The sequence below is a fragment of the uncultured Peptoniphilus sp. genome, from assembly GCF_946998875.1.
In the GTDB taxonomy this organism is placed as follows: Bacteria; Bacillota; Clostridia; order Tissierellales; family Peptoniphilaceae; genus Peptoniphilus_A.
This window is the reverse complement of sequence record NZ_CAMQAY010000001.1, coordinates 191,380-211,270: the sequence shown is the minus strand read 5'-3', so window position 1 is coordinate 211,270 and position 19,891 is coordinate 191,380. Positions and strand designations below refer to the sequence as shown.

Genomic DNA, 19,891 nt, shown 5'->3' with positions numbered 1-19,891 from the left:
TCCTAATAAAATTTTCAAAAAATGAATTTAAAATAATGGAAGGATTAAAGTGAAAGAAAAAGAAATTACAAATATTGAGAAAAATTTAATGACTGAAGGAAGTATTTGGAAGACAATTCTCATCTTCTCTATACCCTTAATCCTTGGCAACCTCCTTCAACAAACCTACAATACCATTGACTCCATGATAGTTGGAAACTTCGTGGGAAGTAGTGCCTTGGCAGCCGTTGGCTCAAGCACAGCACTAATAAATCTACTTATATCCTTTGCTCAAGGCATAGCTGTGGGATCTGGCATAATAGTTGCCCAGTCCCTTGGCTCTAATGCGAGAAAGGATGTGAGAGTCTCCATCCACACTTCCATGGCTCTTTCCCTAGTCCTTGGCCTTGTGATTTCCATCTTGGGCTACATCTTTGCCCCCTGGCTCTTGGAAAAGATGCAGACGCCAAGTGAAGTCATGCCCGAGTCTATCCAATACCTTCGAGTTTTTTCTCTGGGTCTTGTCTTTAATGTCATCTACAACATGGAGGCTGGCATACTAAATGCTGTTGGAAATTCAAAGCGCTCCCTTTTATACCTTTTTATAGCATCAGCTACAAATGTAGTCCTAGATTTTTTATTCATAAAAAATTTTGCCATGGGCGTAAGAGGTGCAGCCATTGCCACAAACATCAGCCAATTCATTTCAGCCCTACTGGCACTTTTGTTTTTGCTAAGAGTTCCTGAAATCTATAAAGTTCACTTGAAGAAGATAAAAATTCAGGCTGACATGGCACTTCGCATAATAAAAGTTGGCATACCAACAGCAATTCAAGGCACAGTAATATCTCTATCCAATGTAATTATGCAGTCTAGTGTCAATTTCTTTGGTGCCATGCCCATGGCAGGCTTCGGTGCCTTTATAAAAATTGATGGCTTTAACATCCTTCCCATACTAAGCCTAAGCCTTGCCATAACTACCTTTGCAGGGCAAAACTATGGGGCAGGCAAAATCGACAGAGTGAAGAAGGGCATGTGGACTACCCTTCTTATGACTATATTCTACACAATTATCTCTGGCACCATGCTTTATAACTTTGCACCTAGAGTCATCGCCCTCTTTACAAAGGAGCCTGATGTGATTGCGGCAGGAGTTCTCGCCACAAAATTTTTCTGTCCCTTCTACTTTCTTCTTGCCATCCTCCACTCCTTGGCAGGCACAGTGAGAGGCACTGGAAGGACACTTCCACCAATGATAATAATGCTCTTGTCCCTTTGTCTCTTTAGGATTCTCGCCGCAAAATTTGTAATTCCACATTACATGGCAATAGAAAATGTCTACCTCCTCTATCCCATCTCTTGGACTCTTGGCGCAGTCCTCATGGTGGGATACACCCTAAAGGCAGATTGGACAAAATAAATTATATAAGGCAATAAAAAAACATTGTTTGAAATTTACTTCAAGCAATGTTTTTTTTTTGCAAATTTTTATTTATTTTCCTTGAAACCTTCGTAAAGATTTCCTTCTTCTTCGTCAATATACTTTTGCGCATTCATAGCAGCAACTGCACCGTCACCAGCTGCATTTACAACTTGGCGAACAGTCTTCTTTCTAATATCTCCTGCTGCAAAAACGCCAGCCACATTTGTCCTCATCTCTTCGTCAGTTTTGATGTAGCCATCATCTGTTAATTGAAGCTTGCCCTTAAACAATTCTGTCTTAGGAACATAGCCGATGAAGACAAAGATGCCGAAAGGATCATCAGCCTTGATAGATCTTTCCTCGCCAGTCTTAGTGTCCTTTAAAATCATTTCATTGACAATTTTGTCGCCCTTTATTTCCTTAACAGTAGTATTCCAAATAAAATCAATTTTGTCATTCTTAAAGGCCTTTTCTTGAAGCACCTTTGAAGCCCTAAGCTCATCTCTTCTGTGAATGATGTAAACTTTCTTGGCAAAGTTTGTGATAAAAATTGCCTCTTGAACAGCAGAGTCGCCGCCGCCAACAACATAAACAGTTTCATCTTCGTAGAAAGCAGCGTCACAAGTTGAGCAGTAGCTTACGCCACGACCCTTGTATTCTTTTTCACCAGGAGCTCCAATTTCCCTTGGAGAAGCACCTGTTGCAATTATAAGAGCCTTGGCTTCGTAAGAATCCACATGACCCTTGATCTTTTTGACCTTGCCTTCAAGTTCAATGTCTTCAACTTCGTCCATGACAATTTCTGCCCCAAACTTTTTCGCTTGATCAGCCATTCTCTTACCAAGTTCAACGCCATCAATGGAGTCAATCCCTGGATAATTTTCAACATTAGTAGTCTCAGCGATTTGTCCGCCTTCGATTCCCTTTTCTATAATTAAAGTTTTCTTTTTACTTCTAGCAGCATATAGACCTGCAGATAAACCAGCAGGACCTCCGCCGATTATAATAATATCGTACATGCAATCCCTCCAATATAAATATTATACCCAAAAAAATTTTTTTGTATATAATAGAAAGAGGTGATTAAATGGAATTGAAAATGAACTTATCAAATACATACTTTTTGACAATAAATATCTTCGTCATAGTCTTGTCCCTTTTCATGGCATATCTTTTAGCCAAGAAAAAAGAAGGACCAGCAAAAGATGGAGAAGTAGACTTAAAATATTACGAGAAGGGCTACCTCTACAAGGGACCAAACTTTATCTACAACACAATAATAGCCATGATAGTAAAAGTTATTGGCGAAGGACATGTAGAAATCGAAAAAAATTTTTACAAGACAAAAGCTGGCGAAGAAAAAATTTCCTACAGCCTTAAAAATTTAAGGGGAGATGGACTAGATGGTGGTGAAAAAAAACTTTTTGACACCTTATTTTCCTTTGGCGAGGGAGAAATTTCAACTCGCACTTTGGATAAAATGAGAAGGCGAGAGCCCGACAACTACAACAAAAAATTCAACGACTTTATATATTTCTTGGAAGAAGAAATGGTGGCAAAAAAACTTTTTACTAGAGAAAAAAAGACACTAAAAATTTTATTATCCTTTGTAGTCTTTTCCCTTTTATTTTTCGTTGGCATAGTCACAGTCTATAACGAAAAATTCTTTGGCATAATAAGCATAATCTTGGCTCTAGTATTTTACGCAAGGCTAATAGCAAGCTTCTCCAAGATGACAGAGCTTGGCAACAAAAAATATAGAGAACTAGAAAAAGTGGAAGAAAAACTATTGAAGGGCTTGGGAGATGAAGAAGAAGACTTTCTCCTTGCCATTGACTTTGGACTAAAGATGGAAAATATTAGGGCAATTTACGAGAATGTTCTATTTAAGAATCCTTATATAAGAGACTGTCAAATATTCTTCGAAAAGGATTTTTATAAAAGCTTTAAAGTTGCACTAGTAGGAGAGCATTTGTTAGTGAGAAATTAAAGAAAAATTTAAAACCATTAAAAAAGGCAGTCTTATGACTGCCTTAAATTATTTTATTTTGATTCGCCATTTAAAGTTCTGTAACTTATCCATCCAGCTCCAATATTGCACCAAGTTCTTCTATTGGCTCTTCTAGTATCATAGACATAGACAGGGTCTCCCCTGAAAAGGCTAAACTCAACTCCATAGGAAAATCCAGGTCCACTTCTAACATTGGCCCTGCTTGAAGTTACAAATTGGTAAGTGCCAATTAAATTTGATGCCTCTTGATTTTTTAATTTCGCAACTTGAGCTTCTAATTCGTCAGCCCTGGCCTTTTCCTTTGAAGCTTGGCTTTCCTCTTCTGCCTTCTTTTCACTATTTAGCTTCTTCGCATTTATGTCATCTAACAATTTTTTGAAGTCAGCATTTTCTGGGTCAACAGCCAAATAAGAATTAAGTCTATTAATTGCGCTTTCATAATTATTGCTGCTAGTTAGCTGTGAAATTTCAGCCTTAATTGCAGAATAATTCTTCTCTATAAGGGCATCCTTCTTTTCTTTTAACTCATCGTCGTCACTTTCCATGTCCTTTAAATAGGCAAGAGAGGCTTCATAGTCTCTGCCTTCAAACTTTTGATTTGCCTTGTTAAAAGTATCCTTGGCTTCAATATTTTTGTCGATTTTATTAATTTCATCTAAGTATTTTTTGTCTGAAGATTTTTCGTAAAGCTGGCTGAATTTTTCTCTAGCTTCCTTATAGTTTTTGGCTTCTAAATTTGCCCTTGCAGAACTTTCCAATTTGCTAAATTTGTATTTCCCAAAGCCAAAATTAAATAAGAGAGAAAAGACAATTAAGCCCACAATTACAAATCCAAAAACGATACCCTTTTGCTTTGTTCCCATGGAATCATCTTTAAAGGAATTATTTTTTAGGATTTTTTCTTCATCTTCATAGTCATAATCTCTATTTATTTTTTGAGTCTTGGAAAAATCCATGTCCTCCCTCAAAGAGTGACCACATTCCATACAAAATAGGGCGCCCTCTGCATTTTCTTTTCCGCAATTCTTACATCTCATTTAAAAGCCTCCTCACTATTTTTTATTTTTATTTTTATTAGAAATATCTCTTCGAAAAATTTTTAGCTTGTGAATAATTTCTTCGTCGAGAGCAGTAACCTTCTCTTCCTTTAATTTTTTTGCAACATGAAAAACTTTATTTTTTGAATTTAATACTTCAGCTTCAAGTTCTCTTGCAGAAATTCTCGTACCTCCCCGAGACAAAATAATTTGCTGCTCAATGTTGTCACTTGTTGCCACACGCACATTAGTAAGCTTTCCTATCTCGTCAAGTTGCCTCTCAATGTAGTGGTCTGCCGTCTCAAACTCCCTAGTAAAGATTATGTCTATTCCATCTCTCTTATAATTCTTTCCTCCAGATTTTTTCACCAAGTAAGCATCAAAGACAAGTATTATGTGATCTTTGGTGCTGTGAGAAAATTCAACCATAGTATCTATAAGTTCATTTCTCGCATCTTCAAGAGAAATATTTTTTAATTTTATTAAATTTTGCCAAGAATTTATAATATTGTATCCATCTACAAAGAGATAGTTCACATCTCTTTTGTAGCGACTTAAGCGTCTCTTCATTTTTAATCTTATTATCTAAAAATTTCGTACATGACAATTGCAGCTGCAACTGATGCGTTTAGAGAATCAAAGTCAGAGAAATTTGGAATAGTTATGATTTTGTCAGAGTTTTTCAAAATATTTTTTGAAACTCCCTTGCCTTCGTTGCCAATAACTATGGCAACTTTGCCAGAGAAGTCACACTTTCTTATGTCTTCGCCTTCAAGGTCTGTGGCATAAATCCAAAATCCAGCTTCCTTTAAATTTTCTATTGCCTGAGAAATATTTGTAACCTTTGAAACATCGATATCGTAAATTGCACCAGCAGAAGACTTTACCACTGTGTCATTAACTGTAGCTGCCCTTCTATTTGGAAAAATAATTCCATCTACGCCAAAAAAGTTTGAACTTCTTGCTATGGCACCAAAATTGTGGGGGTCCTCAATTTTATCTAAGATAAAAATTTTCGCATTTTCCTTGTCTCTTAGTTTACTTATGAGCTCATCAAGTTCAAGGTATTCAAAATCACTTACAAGAGCCACAACTGCCTGATGGTTTTTTGTACCAGCAAGTTCTTCCAACTTTTCATTGTCGCTAGTAACTGCGGGAACTTTTGCGTCTCTAGCCATGCCAATAATTTTTTTTATGGAACCAGTGGCATTTTTCCCCACATAAATTTTTTCTACTTCTTCATTTTTTAGGGCCTCAATAACTGGACCTCTTCCGTAAATATATTTCATTTTAAATTCTTAAACTTCTCTCTAATTTCTGCTGCCTTGCCACAAGTCATCTTACCTTCTGGGCATGGTCCTGACACGCAAGCTGGTCCTTGATCCTTAAATAAAAGTGGTGCAACTTCCTTTACTTCTCTTAGCATTTCCGTTGCAAGTTCTCTTATTTCCCATTGCGCCCTTTCGCAACATCTCACTGTGAAGAAGTGTCTTAAAGTTCTGACATTCATTGTAACAACAATTTTTGTTTCGCAGGCATTAGGAAAGACATATCTTGCATCTTCTATGGACATTTTTTCCACTGCCTTTTTTGCCTTTTCTTCTTCCATTCCACTTTCGATGAGAGGTCTTGCATTTTCCCTTACAAGAATTTCAACTAATTTGTCGTAATCTTCTTGGTCTCTTTTCATGGCTTCAAGGAAAACTTTCTTGGCCTTTTCATTCTTTTCAATTTGAGGCGGAATAATGTATTCAAAGCTGTCAAGCTTTACATATCTTTGTGATTGTTGTGAGTAAGAAGCAATTCTATGTCTCACTAGTTGATGAGTAAGTGTCCTAGAAACACCTTCAATGGCAAAGGTAAAGCTTACATGTTCCAGTGGTGAAAGGTGGGAAAATGACATAAGTCTATTTAAAAACTTTTCTGTAGATTCTTCAGTCAAATTTTCTGTGATTTCTTCAACACCAACTCTTGAATAGCAAAGTTTTGCAGCTGCAGCAATGGTTTTATCTGGCTCCATTGTGTGCGAAATAATTTTTACCTTCATCTGATCATCTCCTTAAATATTTCTCTAATTCTATTATACCTTTTCAAAAGATAGAGGTAGCCAAAAAGGGCCTCCACTCCAGTTGCAATCCTATAATCTATGGGATCTGCATTTTTAGGAACTGTGTGGGACTTGGCATTTCTCCCTCTCTTAAAAACTTTAATCTCTTCCTCTGTGAGCTTTTCTTCTATTTTTTCAAAAAGTTCTCTCTGTGATTTTGCACGTACAAATCTTATGCTTTCTCTGTGAAGCTTGTTGGGATTTTTCCTGACATCTAAAATTTCACTTCGCACTAAGATTTCAAAGCAGGCATCGCCAATATAGGCAAGGGCAAGGGGGCTTAGTTCCCTAACTTCTGCCTCCCTATAATTTTTAACTTCTAAAAAATTTAAATTCTCTTCCAAGTTGTCCCACTTCTCGTATCTTCTATTTCAATGCCCATTTCCTTAAGCTTGTCTCTTATTTCGTCAGACTTGGCAAAGTCCTTATTCTTTCTAGCAGCATTTCTTTCGGCAATTAGACCTTCAATATCTTCAGAAATTTCTTCTCTTTCACCTTCCATGATGCCCAGTACTTTTGTAAGTTTTTTCAAAAGTTCAAGAGTCTTTTCTAACATCTCCTTGGAATTACTTTCATCAAGGTTTAAGTTTATATCCTTAACTAAGTCAAAAATTGCAGTAATGGCATCAGCTGTATTTAAGTCGTCATCCATGGCATTTTCAAACTTTTCAATGTGTTTGTCAAAGGATTTATATAATTTTTCTTCTTCATCATTGATTTTATCTACACTAGACTTTTCTATTGCATCTTCAAGTTTATATTTTGCGTTATAAAGTCTCTTGCTGGAATTTTTAGTTTGCTCCATAACTTCTCTTGAGAAATTAATTGGTGAACGGTATTGAGTAGTCAAAAGGAAAAATCTCAAGACTTCAAGGTCAAATTCATCTGCAATTTCTCTTACTGTAAAGAAGTTGCCCTTGGACTTAGACATTTTTTCGTTGTCAACGGTAATCATGCCGTTGTGTAGCCAATAATTTGCAAAGGGAACGCCATTGCAAGTTTCTGATTGTGCAATTTCATTTTCGTGATGAGGGAATTGTAAGTCTTCTCCACCTGTGTGAATGTCAATGTTATCGCCAATTAATGTCTTTGCCATGACAGAACATTCAATGTGCCAGCCAGGTCTACCTTCTCCCCAAGGTGCTTTCCAGAAGGGTTCCCCTTCCTTTTTATTTTTCCAAAGGGCAAAGTCACTTGGATTCTTTTTGTTGTCGTTTATGTCAACTCTGTGACCAGAAATTAAATCTTCAATATTTTTCTTAGAAAGCTTGCCATAGTCCTTGGCATAATTAATATCAAAGTAAACATCTCCATTGGAAACATATGCTGCGCCCTTATCTATTAAAGTCTTGATAAAGGAAATAATTTCATCTATGTGCTCTGTTGCTCTAGGATTTAGAGTTTCATAATCGTAAAGGTGAAGACCATTGGCATCTTTTTTAAACTCCTTGATGTATCTTTCAGCAATATCAGATACTTTTACACCTTCGTCATTTGCCTTATTTATCATCTTGTCGTCAATGTCAGTGAAGTTCACAACAAATTTTACCTTCATTCCCTTGTAAGTAAAATATCTTCTAAGGGTGTCGAAGACAACAAGGGGTCTAGCATTGCCAACATGAATAAAGTTATAAACAGTTGGACCACAATTGTAAATTCCAACTTCGCCTTCTTTAATTGGCACAAATTCTTCCTTTGTTCTACTTAGAGTATTGTATAATTTCATAAATCCTCCTATAAAAAAACGTCTCCTGTGAGACGATTATATACCTTTGAAAAATTTTTCGTAGTAATCAAGTCCTATAAAAGTTTTGTCTTCAATCATTTTTCTTATCTTACTTGGGTCTGCAAGGTCAACATCCATGACTTCTTCCTCTTGCAGTTTAATCTCATCAAGGGAAATATTTTTGCGAACTAAAAAAATATAAAAAATTGTATTTCTCTCTGTAATTATTCTCTTTAGATGAAGCTCATCTTCGCTTATGTCTATGCCAAGTTCTTCCTTGAACTCACGCACCATCCCTTCCTTTGGCGTTTCTCTTGATATAACAGAACCACCAGCAGAACAGTACCACATGCCAGCAAAGGATTTTTTATCGAGAGCCCTTCTTTGGATTATAAAATTTCCATCCTCACGCAAAATCCATCCTTCAACAATAATATGGTATTCATCATTTTTTAGACGCTCGCCCTTTCTTATGGCGCGCCTCTTCCATTTTCCCTTTTTATCATATACATCCCAATATTCCACGACAAAACTCCTTATTGTTATTTTACACCATTTATCAAGTTTTTAAAAGATTATGAGGACTTTATTTAAGTAAAATATTATCCATAAAAAATTATCCTGAAAAAAATTTAAGCCTAACAATTTTTATCAGTTAAAAATATTTTTCCATAAAAATTTTTTTAAGCAATAAAAAACTCTTCGCTGCAAAATTTTTTACAGTAAAGAGTTTAATTTTATTTTAGCGACCGCCACCGCCGCCGCCTCCGAAGGATCCACCTCCACCTCCAACAGAAGTTGCGCCACCAAAACCTGCACTATTAAAGCCAGTTGCAGCTTGGTAAGAATTATTGATTTCCTTTGAAAACTTTCTTGAAGTCATTATGTGAGTGTTGTAGAGGGCATAATTATTAATATAAGCCGGGTAGGCTGACGCTCCTCTTGCAAATTCTTCATCTAAGAAAAATATTGATGAATAAATTAAAAAGTCCTGCCACTTTTCAAATTCAACTTCATCTGTAACTTGGTCTTTATAGTCTTTCAAATAATTTTTGAATTTTATGAGATTTTCCCATAGGGCTTTTCCTTTTTCAGTGACTCTAAGTTCTGTTCCAGTTTTCTTGGAGAATAAAAATCTCTTTTCGTATTTGTAATTTTCTAAATATCCTCCAGCCTTTAGGGCTTCAATAGATTTATCTTCAAATTCATCGTAATAATTTTCCATGTCCTCCTTGTTTGCCTTTACATATTTTTTGAAGTCCTTGGCTGTCATGTAGTCCTTGCCATTATATTCATTGGCTCCAGCAATCATATCAAAAAGTTCTTCTTCAAGGGGACCCATATTTTCTGGTCTAGAAATAATTTTTATTTTATTTTTAGAAAAAATTTCATCATCTTCTATAAATTCAATGGCTCCATTTAGACTCCACTTTAAGATAAAGGCGTTGATGTAATTTCCCACTAAGTCACTTATCACTAAATAGGATTGACTGATGAAAAATGCCAAATCTTCAAGGGGACCATGGTAAGGCAAGTCCTTATAATATTCTCCCTTTAAGTCTTTTATACTTGCAAGTTCTTTTTTATTTTCAATTCTCTTTTTACTAAAGCCCAGGGCAATCAAACGCCCTACAAAATAAATTATGCCGAGAACAGCTAAGCCAACTGTGCCAAGAGCTGCCTTTTCTCCTGTTGACATTGGCTTTTGGTAAGCTTCCCCTTCTCTATTTTCCCAATCAGAACCCTTGGCAGCTATGTTTGCATAATCTTCAAAATTTTTGTCAATCTTATAGGCAGTATTAAAATAACCCTTTGGGAATTTTAGCATCACCGTTGCATAGTCAACAAAGCCTGATGAAGTCATGAGGATTTCTCCATCAACATTATGAATTTCACCTTCCATGCCAAAGCCCCACATTTTTACATCCTTAAAGGGCTCAAAGCCCCTAATTTTTATTTGTACGCTTTTAGGTTTTGGGTCAAAATTTTCTCCCACGAATTTAAAAAACAACATGTCGCTGTCTTTAAGTCCCACTACAAGAGGATTTATCTTATAGGACAAGTTATATGTATTGTCACCAAACTTGCTAATGCCCCAAGTTAGCTCCACTTGGTCATCCTTGTCAATTCTTCCATAGTGATATGCCTTGTCCTCAAAGCTGGCATCAATATTCCAGGGCATGAGTTCAGTAAAATCTCTTCCAAGAGCATTAACAGAAAAATCTTCAATTTTAATACCCTGCAAATTGTTTATGGCCTTATATCTCTCTGTGTAATCTTCCTCGTCTTCATCAATTTTCCATACTTCTTTAACTTCTCCTATGCCCTTTTTATCTATACTTACATCAAGGTTCATTTCTTTAAAATCTTCTGCAAATACAAAAACTGGCGTCATTAAAAGTAAAAGTGTCAAAGCAAAAATTTTTCTAAGTTTCATAAAAACCTCCTGTTTTTTTTATACCCAAAATAATTATTTTCATAAAAAATAAGTTTTTAAGGAAATTTTATAAATTCAAAAATTTTTTTAATTGAAAAAAAGAAGCTGCCTCAATGGCAACTTCTCAAAGTATTTTATAATTCTTTTAAATATTTATTTAATAATTTGTAGGAAGCTTCTTCATCTACGGTAGAAATTAGTCCAGCTGATGATAAAATATATTTTTTATCTAAATAATATTTTATATTCCTATTGATTAAATATTTATCGTCTAAATCCTCTATTGCTTGGAGAATTTTTTTCGGCTCATTAGAATTAATAAGCGATCCACCAGTTCCGATAAACATTTCAGCAGGTCTCAAATCTTTTCCGTATTGCTCGTAAATCGTCCTAGTAGGAGTCTTAACTTTTTTTATGTGACCAATATGTCTCATAAGTGAAGTGTGAGTAGCAATATAGCAAAGGACATTGTCAAAGAATAAATCTTTGTCATTGTCTGGAATATAATTTGTGTGATTGAATCGATACTCCGTCTTTTCCCTTGCATCCTTTATGCCAAATTTTAGGAAGGGCTCTTCACCTACTGACTCGTAAAGAGCAGTGGCTGAATACCTCATGCCCATGTCGCCTTCCACAGTTCTCTTTTCAAAGGGCTCATCAATGGGAGGTGAAATTACATTTTCTTCTCCATAATAAGTCTTGCCAATGGAATGGATGTCTGTAGTTGCTCCACCAATATCCACAGATAAAATAACTTTATCTAAATGTTTTGCATAGACAGACATTGCCTTTTGAACTGCAACTGGCGTTGGCAAAAGAATTTCAAAATTCTTACTCAATAAATCAATACCCTTAGCGTGAGCAATTGTCCTTATAAAAAGGTCGCCAATTGTCTTTCTAAGTGGTCTGTAATTTATAGTGTTAGTAGTTGGCATGACATTTTCTGTGAAGTCACAAGGAACATTATTTTTTTTAAATATTTCCCTGATTTCTTCATGAGTGTCAATATTTCCTGCCACAACAACGGGTGTCTTAAGGCTACCCTTTGCAAGTTTTTTTGCATTAAAGATAATATTATCTTTGTTGCCGTGATTAGTTCCACCACATAAAACTATTATATCGGCACCAGAATTTTTAATTTCATCTACTTGCTCATCTGTGAGTTCATAGGAATACACCTTTAAAATTCTGGCACCACTAGATAGTGACGCAAGCCTTGCAGCGTCAGTAGTAAGATTCTTTGAAAAACCTATTGCTACAACTTTTAGTCCTCCTGATGCTGAAGAGCAACCTAAAACTTTGTCATATTTGACATCAGTAACTTCCCTTAATTTTTTATAGGCATTGTTAAAGCCTTCTCTAACATCAGTTTCTACAGTGGTGTAGCTTGATGCACTACCTAGAATTTCATTTTTGTCAGTATCCACTAAATTAAGTTTAGTATAAGTTGACCCAACATCGACTAAAAGGTAAATCATGCTAATTTTTCATCTACAACTTTCATGATTTCAGCGTGATTTTTTTCTACAATTTTTCTTGTAGCAGCCATTTTATCTTCAAGTTCATGTCTGTAGTCTTGGTCTTTAAGTGAGTTTAGGTTGATGATTACATTTAAGAAAGCCCCATTAACTGCAGCTTCAATATTTAATAGAGCAACTGCAACATCAGTGATGGCATTTGAATTTCCCTTTTCAGCAAGTTCCCTTGCAAAGTCATAAAGTTCTGTAACCTTCATACCAAGTCCAAGAGGTACTTCAATTGCATTTCTGTAACCTTCTTGAATTTTTGCTGATCTTATTTTCTTTTCTTCTTCAGTTTCCTTTGGAAGTTGCATAGCATCCATAACTCCGTTAAAAGAGCTAGCGTCTTTGTCAATTCCATCAACAAATTCTTTTTTGTATTTTACAAGTTCAGCATGGATTTCTTCCATTCTTTCAGAAACGTCCATATATTTTTTCTTTCCAATAGTTAAACCTGCAACCATTGCAAGAAGTGAAGCTGCCATTGATGCATTAAGTGCAGCAATGGATCCACCTCCTGGTGCTGGTGAATTTGAAGCAGTTTCGTCTGCGAATTCTACTATAGTTAAATCTTTAAGCATTTTTCCTCCTAGAATAATCCAGTAATAACTCCGTCATTATCAATGTCCATCTTGTTAGCAGCTGGTACTTTTGGAAGTCCTGGCATAACCATGATGTTAGAAGTTTGAACAACAATAAATCCTGCTCCTGCTGAAACTCTTACATCTTGAATTTCAATGTCAAAGTCAGTAGGTGCTCCCATTATATTCTTGTCATCTGTAAATGAGAATTGTGTTTTTGCAACACAGATAGGAAGTTTGTCAAGTCCAAGTTCTTCAAGTTTTTTAACTTGTTTTTTAGCAGCTGTAGTAAATTTAGCTTGTCTACCTCTGTAAATTTCAGTAACGATAGTGTTTACTTTATCAGTAATGCTGTCATTTTCATCGTATAGAGGTTTGAAGTTAGCTGAATCTTCATCAATTAATTCAACAACTTGTTTAGCTAAATCTTCTGCACCTTCGCCACCCTTTGCGAAACATTCACAAAGAGAAATTCTTACTCCAAGTTCTTTGCAAAGTTCTTCTAATTTTGCAATTTCAGCTTCAGTATCGTCAGCGAATCTGTTGATTGCAATAATAGCTGGAACACCGAATTTTTTGATGTTTTCAACGTGACGTCTTAAGTTAGCAAATCCCTTTTCAAGAGCTTCAACATTTTCTGTCTTTAATTCTTTTTTATCTACTCCACCGTGCATTTTAAGAGCTTTAATTGTAGCAACAATTACTACTGCATCTGGAGCAAGGCCAGCCATTCTACATTTAATGTCCATGAATTTTTCTGCACCAAGGTCAGCACCGAAACCTGCTTCTGTAACAGCGTAATCGCTAGTGTTTAGAGCAAGTTTTGTAGCTAAAATTGAGTTACATCCATGAGCAATATTTGCGAAAGGTCCACCGTGAATAAAGGCAGGTGTATTTTCAAGTGTTTGTACTAGGTTTGGTTTTAATGCATCTTTAAGAAGCATAGCAACTGCACCTTGGATTTCAAGATCGGCTACTGTAACAGGTTCGTTATCTAGGTTGTAGCCAATAATCATTTTAGCAATTCTATTTTTTAAGTCTTCAATATTTTCAGAAAGACATAGAACAGCCATGATTTCAGATGCAACAGTAATCATGAAGTGGTCTTCTCTAGGGAAGCCATCAGCTTTTTTACCAAGAGAAATAACAACATTTCTTAGAGATCTGTCGTTCATATCAAGAACTCTCTTCCAAGTAATTTGTCTACAGTCAATTCTTAGAGCATTTCCTTGGTGAATGTGGTTATCTATACAAGCTGAAATAAGGTTATTTGCAGCTGTCATTGCGTGAAGGTCTCCAGTAAAGTGAAGATTGATATCTTCCATTGGAACTACTTGTGAGTATCCACCACCTGCAGCTCCACCCTTAACACCAAAAACTGGTCCAAGAGATGGTTCACGAAGTGCAACTGCAGATTTTTTGCCAATTCTATTAAGGCCTTGAGTAAGTCCAATAGAAACTGTTGATTTACCTTCACCAGCTGGTGTAGGTGAAATTGCAGAAACTAAAATTAGTTTTCCATATTCATTTTTTTCATCAATTTTTTTGATTGCATCCCAAGAAATTTTTGCTTTATATTTTCCGTAGTTTTCAAGATCATCTTTTTCAAGACCAATCTTTGCAGCAACTTCTTCAATAGGAAGCATTGTAGCTTCATCAGCTATTTGTATATCTGTTTTAAATGCCATATATTTAATTACTCCTCAATTAATAATGTTTCAAGAACTTGTTCTGATTTTAAGCCTTCGATTTGCATATAATAAGCTGCTGAATCTACTAGGGCTTGAAGTGGAAGAAGTCCAATAAGTTCAGTATTTACAACTGTAACACCATATCTCTTAGCTTCTGATTTGATCATTTCAAGAGCTTGGTAAATTGCAGTTTTTTCGAAGTTTACAAGGTTCATTGATACTTGAGTTTGACCTTTTTCTTCAAGTTCAAGACCAATGGCCTTAACAAATCTAAGTCCTCCACCAATGTGACGAACTTTTTTAGCAATTGTATCAGCAACACTTAAGTCGCTTGTGTTTAAGTTAACATTAAATGCAATAAGGTGGAATCTAGCTGCAACAGCAGTAGCTCCTGATTTAACATTCATTTCTTGAGGACCAAAGTCTGGTTTCCATTCAGGTTCTTTGATTTTGTCAAAGAATCCTTCATATTGTCCTTTTCTTACTTTTGCAAGATTCTTTCTTGCCGGAGTGGAAGCTGCATCTTCATATAGATAAACAGGAATTCCCATATCACCAATTGCCTTACCAACTTTTTTAGCATATTCAACACATTCTTCAGTAGTACATTCAGTTACTGGAACGAAAGGTACAACGTCAACAGCTCCCATTCTTGGGTGAGCTCCCTTGTGTTTTGACATGTCGATTATTTCAGTTGCAACTTTTACAGATTCAATAACTGCATTAATAACTGCTTCTGGTTCACCAATTACTTCAACAACAAGTCTGTTGTGGTCAGCATCTGGTTGATAATCGATTAATTTAATGTTTTCTTTTGCTCTAAAGCATTCAGTGATTTGTTCAACTTTCTTTAGGTCTCTACCTTCAGAATAGTTAGGAATACACATTACTCTTTTCAATTGATTTCCTCCTATAGGTTATCTAATACTTTTTTCTTACCGATATATTATATAATATTTAAACTAAATATTAAAGTTCTACTACTTTTTCAACTTCTTCAAGAAGTTTTCCGCTTGTAATTAATTCTTGAGCTTTTTCAAGTTCTTCGTACATTTCAATCTTCTTATCTTCTTCGATAAAGTCTACTTGATTTCTAATTACATCGTGAGCAACTTTAGTACCTTTTCCTAGTTGATATTTGTTGTCTTCCATTTCCATTCTGAAGTCAAGAGCTTGAGCAGCTATCATAAGTTCAGTAGTTAAAATTCTTGCAGTGTTTTTAACAACTTCTCTAACTTTTCTTGAAGCCCAGTTACCCATAGATACGAAGTCTTCTTGGTTTTCACAAGATGTTATTGAGTCAACACTTGCTGGGTGAGATAGTGTTTTATTTTCAGATGCTAAAGCGGCTGCAGCATATTGAGTGATCATAAATCCAGAGTTAAGTCCTGGGTGTTTAACTAAGAATGAAGGCATTCCAGAAAGTGTAGTGTTAACCATTCTTTCAATTCTTCTTTCAGAAACATTACCAAGTTCAGCAACAGCAATTGCTAAGAAGTCAAATGGTTGTGCCATTAATTCTCCGTGGAAGTTACCACCAGAAATTACTTTACCATCATGAGTGATGATTGGGTTATCAGTTGCAGAGTTAAGTTCGATTTCAACTTTTTCTTTAACATATTCAAGAGTATCCTTAGAAGCTCCGTGAATTTGTGGCATACATCTGAATGTGTAAGCATCTTGAACTCTAAGTTCAGCAGTGTGAGTTACATAAGTTGAACCTTCAAGAATATTTCTTAAGTTTTCAGCAGTCTTTAGTGAACCTGCGTGTGGTCTAATTGTGTGAAGTTCTTCCCAGAATGCGTCAATGATTCCTCTTGAAGATTCACAAGCCATAGCTCCTGCGATATCAGCGATCTTAGAAAGTTTAAGTGCATCATAAAGTGCAAGTGCTCCAGTTGCAGTAAGAACTGTAGTACCATTAATTAGTGCAAGACCTTCTTTAGCTGCAAGTGCAATTGGTTTAAGTCCTGCTTTTTCCATAGCAACTTTTCCTTGAAGAAGTTCGCCTTCATAGAAAGCTTTTCCAAGTCCAAGCATTGGAAGAACCATATGTGCAAGTGGTGCTAAGTCTCCAGATGCTCCAAGAGATCCCTTTTCTGGAATAAATGGAACAACATTTCTATTTAACATTTCAAGAAGTAATTCAATAGTAGAAAGTCTGATTCCAGAAACTCCCTTTAATAATGAGTTAATTCTAATAAGCATAACTGCTCTTGTTTCGTCTTCAGGAAGTGGGTTGCCAAATCCAGAAGCGTGAGTTCTAATGATGTTTTCTTGAAGTTGAGCTGAATCTTCTTTAGAGATACTTACTCTTGATAGAGAACCAAATCCTGTGTTGATTCCGTAAACTACTCTTTCTTCTTCAACAATTTCTTCAACGTATTGTCTTGATTTTTCTACATCAGCAATTGCCTTTTCGTCGATTACTGCCTCTACATGATTTCTTGTTACTGCTACTAACTCTTCAAGAGTTAGGTCGTTACCTGTTAATACTACTTTGTTCATAATTGTACTCCCTTTCCTTTAATTGATTACATTTTACTTACTAATTCAAAAGAAAATATAAAGATGAAAAATTATGTCATCCTTTGAAAAGTAGTTCCTAAAAATTTACCAGCACTTGCTAAACTTTAATTGTTTGCAAATGTTTTCTACAATGATTCTATTCCAAATATAAATTATTGTCAATAATTTTCAATGAAATTAAACTCTTTTACTAAAAAAAGTACAATATTTTATCTCTTTTTTTTAGTAATTTGATCCTCTGATTTCGTGTTTTAAACAAAACTTAGTCTACATAATTGGTAATCCTTCCTTTTTGTAAAAAATTATAATAAATACTTTTAAAAAAATTACATCATTTATATTAATCTATGTATTTTACATATTTGCATCTTAGAAAAAATTATTCAAATAAAAAATGACTTAGTCCCCTAAGTCATAAAATTCATCTTAATCTTTTTTTATTAATCCAAAAACTATCAAGCCAAGAGAAAGAATAAAGGCAATCATTAGGCCTATGTCGTCCTTCAAATAATCAACTAAATAATTTTTATAAGAGGATGTAACCTTTAAATCTAAAAGCGGCATGAAATGTAAAAATATTATTAATAAAACAGTCAAGATCACGCCAGTTATAATATACTTGTCTCTAGATTTCATTTATTTGCTCCTTTCTTACAATTAAATAAGCTCCCACAACTTTTTTTGCACTGCCCTTCCTTGTCTCCCCATCCCTATTAAGAATTTTAAAGTCATAAGAATTAATTTCAGGGTAAAGGCTGGCAGTTGCAAAAGTTTTTCCTTCAACTTTTATATCAAGATTTAAATCAATTAAAATCTCTCTTTTTACATCGAAGCCCAAGGCATTGGAAATTATTTTTTCATCAATGGGCAGGTCTGCCATATAATCATTTTTAAATTTTTTCTCTCCAATTTTTATAGTGACTTTTTCATCTTCCTTGTTGTCATATATTGACTGATAATGTTCTCCACTAAACTCTACTACATTTTTAACTTCTGAAATATCTTCAATCATGTAGTCTTCTTTATTTTTTACCTCTTGCTTAATATAAGCTTCATCTTCAAAAAATTTTATGTGCTTTATTTCTGAAATTTCGGAGCCTAGGCTTTCCTCAATTTGTTTTTTCTCTTCATTAGGCACATCTTCTATTTCAAAATTTTTCTTGTCCTCACTTTTTTCCCCACTGTAATTTTTTTGATCTTCACTTGAAATTACCTGATCCTTATTATGTGAATTATAGGTCCTAAGTCCAGCATAGATGAAAAGTAAAAATATTATGGCAAGAAAAATAATTGTCTTCTTAAGTGATGACTTCATCAAACACTCTCCTTAAAAGAATTATATCAGCTGAAAAAAATTTTTTCCATGAAAAAACTGCAAGAAAAAATGACTTAGTCACCTAAGCCATTTTCATCTAGTATTTACAAAAATTATTTAAAGCACCTTTGCCAAAAAGTTTTGTGTTCTTTCGTTCTTAGGATTGCCGAAAACTTCTTCTGGACTTCCCTCTTCTACAATGTAGCCACCGTCCATGAATAAAATTCTGTCGCCAACTTCTCTTGCAAATCCCATTTCGTGAGTTACGACAACCATTGTCATGCCTTCCTTGGCAAGGTCCTTCATTATATCTAAAACTTCTCCTACCATTTCTGGGTCAAGGGCAGATGTTGGTTCGTCAAAGAGCATTACCTTTGGATTCATGGCAAGGGCTCTAGCTATGGCAATTCTTTGTTTTTGTCCACCTGATAGGGACTTTGGATAAGAATCTCTCTTGTCTGGGAGTCCAACTCTTTCTAAAAGTTCCATTGCTTTTTTTTCTGCCTGATCTTTTTCCATTTTCTTCACAAGAGTTGGAGCAAGTGTAATGTTATCTATGATGTTTAAGTTGTTGAAGAGGTTAAAGGATTGAAATACCATGCCCATTTCTTCACGAACTTTATTTATGTCAATGTCCTTTGAAGTGATCTCTTCATCATCTACAAAAATTTTGCCACTCGTTGGCTCTTCTAAAAGATTTAAGCATCTTAAAAAAGTTGATTTGCCTGAACCCGATGGTCCAATGACAACTACTACTTCCCCGTCTTTTATTTCTTGATTTATTCCCTTTAGGACTTCAAGTTCTCCAAAGGATTTAGTCAAATTTTCTACCTTAATCATTTGCAAGTCTCCTTTCTAGAAGTCCCAAAGCCTTTGAAAGGCTAAAGGTCATAATAAAATAAATTACAGCTACAAATATGAAGGGTTTTACTAGCTGATAAGTACCTGAAGAAATAGTTTTTCCAGCATACATGAGTTCTCCAACTCCAACTGTATAGGTAATTGAAGATTCCTTTATAAGTGTAATAAATTCATTTACAAGAGCGGGGAGTATATTTTTTATTGCTTGTGGCATAATTACCTTAGCCATGGCTTGCTTTTTATTAAGTCCAAGAGATCTTGCAGCTTCCATTTGTCCAGGGTCAACTGAAGATATACCTGACCTAATAATTTCTGCAACATAGGCTGCTGAGTTAAGACTTATTGAAAGTGCACACAAAAACATTGGGGCAGTCAAAATTGTAAATTGTTCTGGTATTATTTTTTTTAGTCCAAAATAAACAATCATTATTTGCACAAGCATTGGTGTACCTCTCACCACTTCGATGTAAATACTTGAAATTATATTTAGTAATTTTATTTTTGATGTCTTCATTAGAGCAAGTAAAAGTCCAATAGTAAAACCTAAAAGGACACCAATTATTGATAGTTCAACAGTGGTCACGGCTCCATTTAAATAGGTTGGAAGATATTTACTTGCGAAGGCAAATTGTTTCGATATGATTCCCATATTATTCCTTTCTAGTTTATCTAAT

General features: G+C 35.1%; 20 protein-coding genes. 2 read left to right on the top strand and 18 right to left on the bottom strand.

Going from position 1 to position 19,891, the window contains the following annotated elements; translation table 11 throughout:
- Nucleotides 1-49: 49 nt before the first annotated feature.
- Nucleotides 50-1,399, top strand: coding sequence for an MATE family efflux transporter (locus Q0U74_RS01015; RefSeq protein WP_297392079.1), 1,350 nt, complete (start codon nt 50-52; stop codon nt 1,397-1,399).
- Nucleotides 1,400-1,467: 68 nt separating this feature from the next.
- On the opposite strand, the gene trxB is transcribed toward Q0U74_RS01015, so the two are convergent.
- The gene (gene trxB / locus Q0U74_RS01010; RefSeq protein ID WP_297392076.1) at nt 1,468-2,421 is read right to left on the bottom strand and encodes a thioredoxin-disulfide reductase; all 954 of its coding nucleotides are present in this window, start codon (nt 2,419-2,421) and stop codon (nt 1,468-1,470) included.
- 68 nt (nt 2,422-2,489) lie between these two features.
- Between trxB and Q0U74_RS01005 the strand changes: the two genes are divergently transcribed.
- Complete coding sequence (locus tag Q0U74_RS01005) at nt 2,490-3,392, top strand: DUF2207 family protein (RefSeq protein ID WP_297392075.1); 903 nt, start codon at nt 2,490-2,492, stop codon at nt 3,390-3,392.
- Between the two features lie 53 nt (nt 3,393-3,445).
- Here the strand turns inward: Q0U74_RS01005 and Q0U74_RS01000 are convergent, their stop codons facing one another.
- The 17 genes from Q0U74_RS01000 to Q0U74_RS00920 form a co-directional block, all read right to left on the bottom strand.
- Nucleotides 3,446-4,450: a zinc-ribbon domain-containing protein gene (locus tag Q0U74_RS01000; RefSeq protein WP_297392073.1), complete on the bottom strand. Its 1,005-nt coding sequence runs from the start codon at nt 4,448-4,450 to the stop codon at nt 3,446-3,448.
- A 15-nt stretch (nt 4,451-4,465) separates the two neighbouring features.
- Nucleotides 4,466-5,020, bottom strand: coding sequence for an NYN domain-containing protein (locus Q0U74_RS00995; RefSeq protein WP_297392071.1), 555 nt, complete (start codon nt 5,018-5,020; stop codon nt 4,466-4,468).
- Nucleotides 5,021-5,031: 11 nt separating this feature from the next.
- Nucleotides 5,032-5,739, bottom strand: a complete 708-nt coding sequence (rlmB, locus tag Q0U74_RS00990) for a 23S rRNA (guanosine(2251)-2'-O)-methyltransferase RlmB (RefSeq protein ID WP_297392069.1) — start codon at nt 5,737-5,739, stop codon at nt 5,032-5,034.
- Entirely contained in the window at nt 5,736-6,497 is a 762-nt protein-coding gene (thyX, locus tag Q0U74_RS00985) for an FAD-dependent thymidylate synthase (RefSeq protein ID WP_297392067.1), read from the bottom strand. Before thyX ends, rlmB begins: the two co-directional genes overlap by 4 nt.
- Nucleotides 6,494-6,901 (bottom strand): Mini-ribonuclease 3, encoded by a 408-nt coding sequence (locus Q0U74_RS00980; protein WP_297392064.1) that lies wholly within the window; start codon nt 6,899-6,901, stop codon nt 6,494-6,496. The genes thyX and Q0U74_RS00980 overlap by 4 nt, the downstream gene beginning before the upstream one ends.
- Nucleotides 6,886-8,283: a cysteine--tRNA ligase gene (cysS, locus tag Q0U74_RS00975; RefSeq protein ID WP_297392062.1), complete on the bottom strand. Its 1,398-nt coding sequence runs from the start codon at nt 8,281-8,283 to the stop codon at nt 6,886-6,888. The genes Q0U74_RS00980 and cysS overlap by 16 nt, the downstream gene beginning before the upstream one ends.
- Nucleotides 8,284-8,319: 36 nt before the next feature.
- Nucleotides 8,320-8,808 carry an NUDIX domain-containing protein gene (locus Q0U74_RS00970; protein ID WP_297392060.1) on the bottom strand — a complete coding sequence of 163 codons (489 nt, stop codon included), beginning with the start codon at nt 8,806-8,808 and terminating at the stop codon, nt 8,320-8,322.
- Between the two features lie 217 nt (nt 8,809-9,025).
- Nucleotides 9,026-10,720 (bottom strand): DUF2207 domain-containing protein, encoded by a 1,695-nt coding sequence (locus Q0U74_RS00965; RefSeq protein ID WP_297392058.1) that lies wholly within the window; start codon nt 10,718-10,720, stop codon nt 9,026-9,028.
- Between the two features lie 134 nt (nt 10,721-10,854).
- Nucleotides 10,855-12,198: a methylaspartate mutase accessory protein GlmL gene (gene glmL, locus Q0U74_RS00960; RefSeq protein WP_297392056.1), complete on the bottom strand. Its 1,344-nt coding sequence runs from the start codon at nt 12,196-12,198 to the stop codon at nt 10,855-10,857.
- Nucleotides 12,195-12,821, bottom strand: coding sequence for a cyclodeaminase/cyclohydrolase family protein (locus Q0U74_RS00955; RefSeq protein WP_297392054.1), 627 nt, complete (start codon nt 12,819-12,821; stop codon nt 12,195-12,197). The genes glmL and Q0U74_RS00955 overlap by 4 nt, the downstream gene beginning before the upstream one ends.
- 8 nt (nt 12,822-12,829) lie before the next feature.
- Nucleotides 12,830-14,509 carry a formate--tetrahydrofolate ligase gene (locus Q0U74_RS00950; protein ID WP_297392052.1) on the bottom strand — a complete coding sequence of 560 codons (1,680 nt, stop codon included), beginning with the start codon at nt 14,507-14,509 and terminating at the stop codon, nt 12,830-12,832.
- A gap of 8 nt (nt 14,510-14,517) precedes the next feature.
- Nucleotides 14,518-15,411: a glutamate formimidoyltransferase gene (gene ftcD / locus Q0U74_RS00945; protein ID WP_297392050.1), complete on the bottom strand. Its 894-nt coding sequence runs from the start codon at nt 15,409-15,411 to the stop codon at nt 14,518-14,520.
- A gap of 70 nt (nt 15,412-15,481) precedes the next feature.
- The gene (hutH, locus tag Q0U74_RS00940) at nt 15,482-17,020 is read right to left on the bottom strand and encodes a histidine ammonia-lyase (protein ID WP_297392048.1); all 1,539 of its coding nucleotides are present in this window, start codon (nt 17,018-17,020) and stop codon (nt 15,482-15,484) included.
- Between the two features lie 447 nt (nt 17,021-17,467).
- Nucleotides 17,468-17,677, bottom strand: a complete 210-nt coding sequence (locus Q0U74_RS00935) for a hypothetical protein (protein ID WP_297392047.1) — start codon at nt 17,675-17,677, stop codon at nt 17,468-17,470.
- The gene (locus tag Q0U74_RS00930; RefSeq protein ID WP_297392045.1) at nt 17,667-18,356 is read right to left on the bottom strand and encodes a hypothetical protein; all 690 of its coding nucleotides are present in this window, start codon (nt 18,354-18,356) and stop codon (nt 17,667-17,669) included. The genes Q0U74_RS00935 and Q0U74_RS00930 overlap by 11 nt, the downstream gene beginning before the upstream one ends.
- A gap of 117 nt (nt 18,357-18,473) precedes the next feature.
- On the bottom strand, nt 18,474-19,196 hold the full coding sequence (locus tag Q0U74_RS00925; protein WP_288166690.1) for an amino acid ABC transporter ATP-binding protein: 723 nt from the start codon (nt 19,194-19,196) through the stop codon (nt 18,474-18,476).
- Entirely contained in the window at nt 19,189-19,866 is a 678-nt protein-coding gene (locus Q0U74_RS00920; protein ID WP_297392041.1) for an amino acid ABC transporter permease, read from the bottom strand. Before Q0U74_RS00920 ends, Q0U74_RS00925 begins: the two co-directional genes overlap by 8 nt.
- Nucleotides 19,867-19,891: the final 25 nt, after the last annotated feature.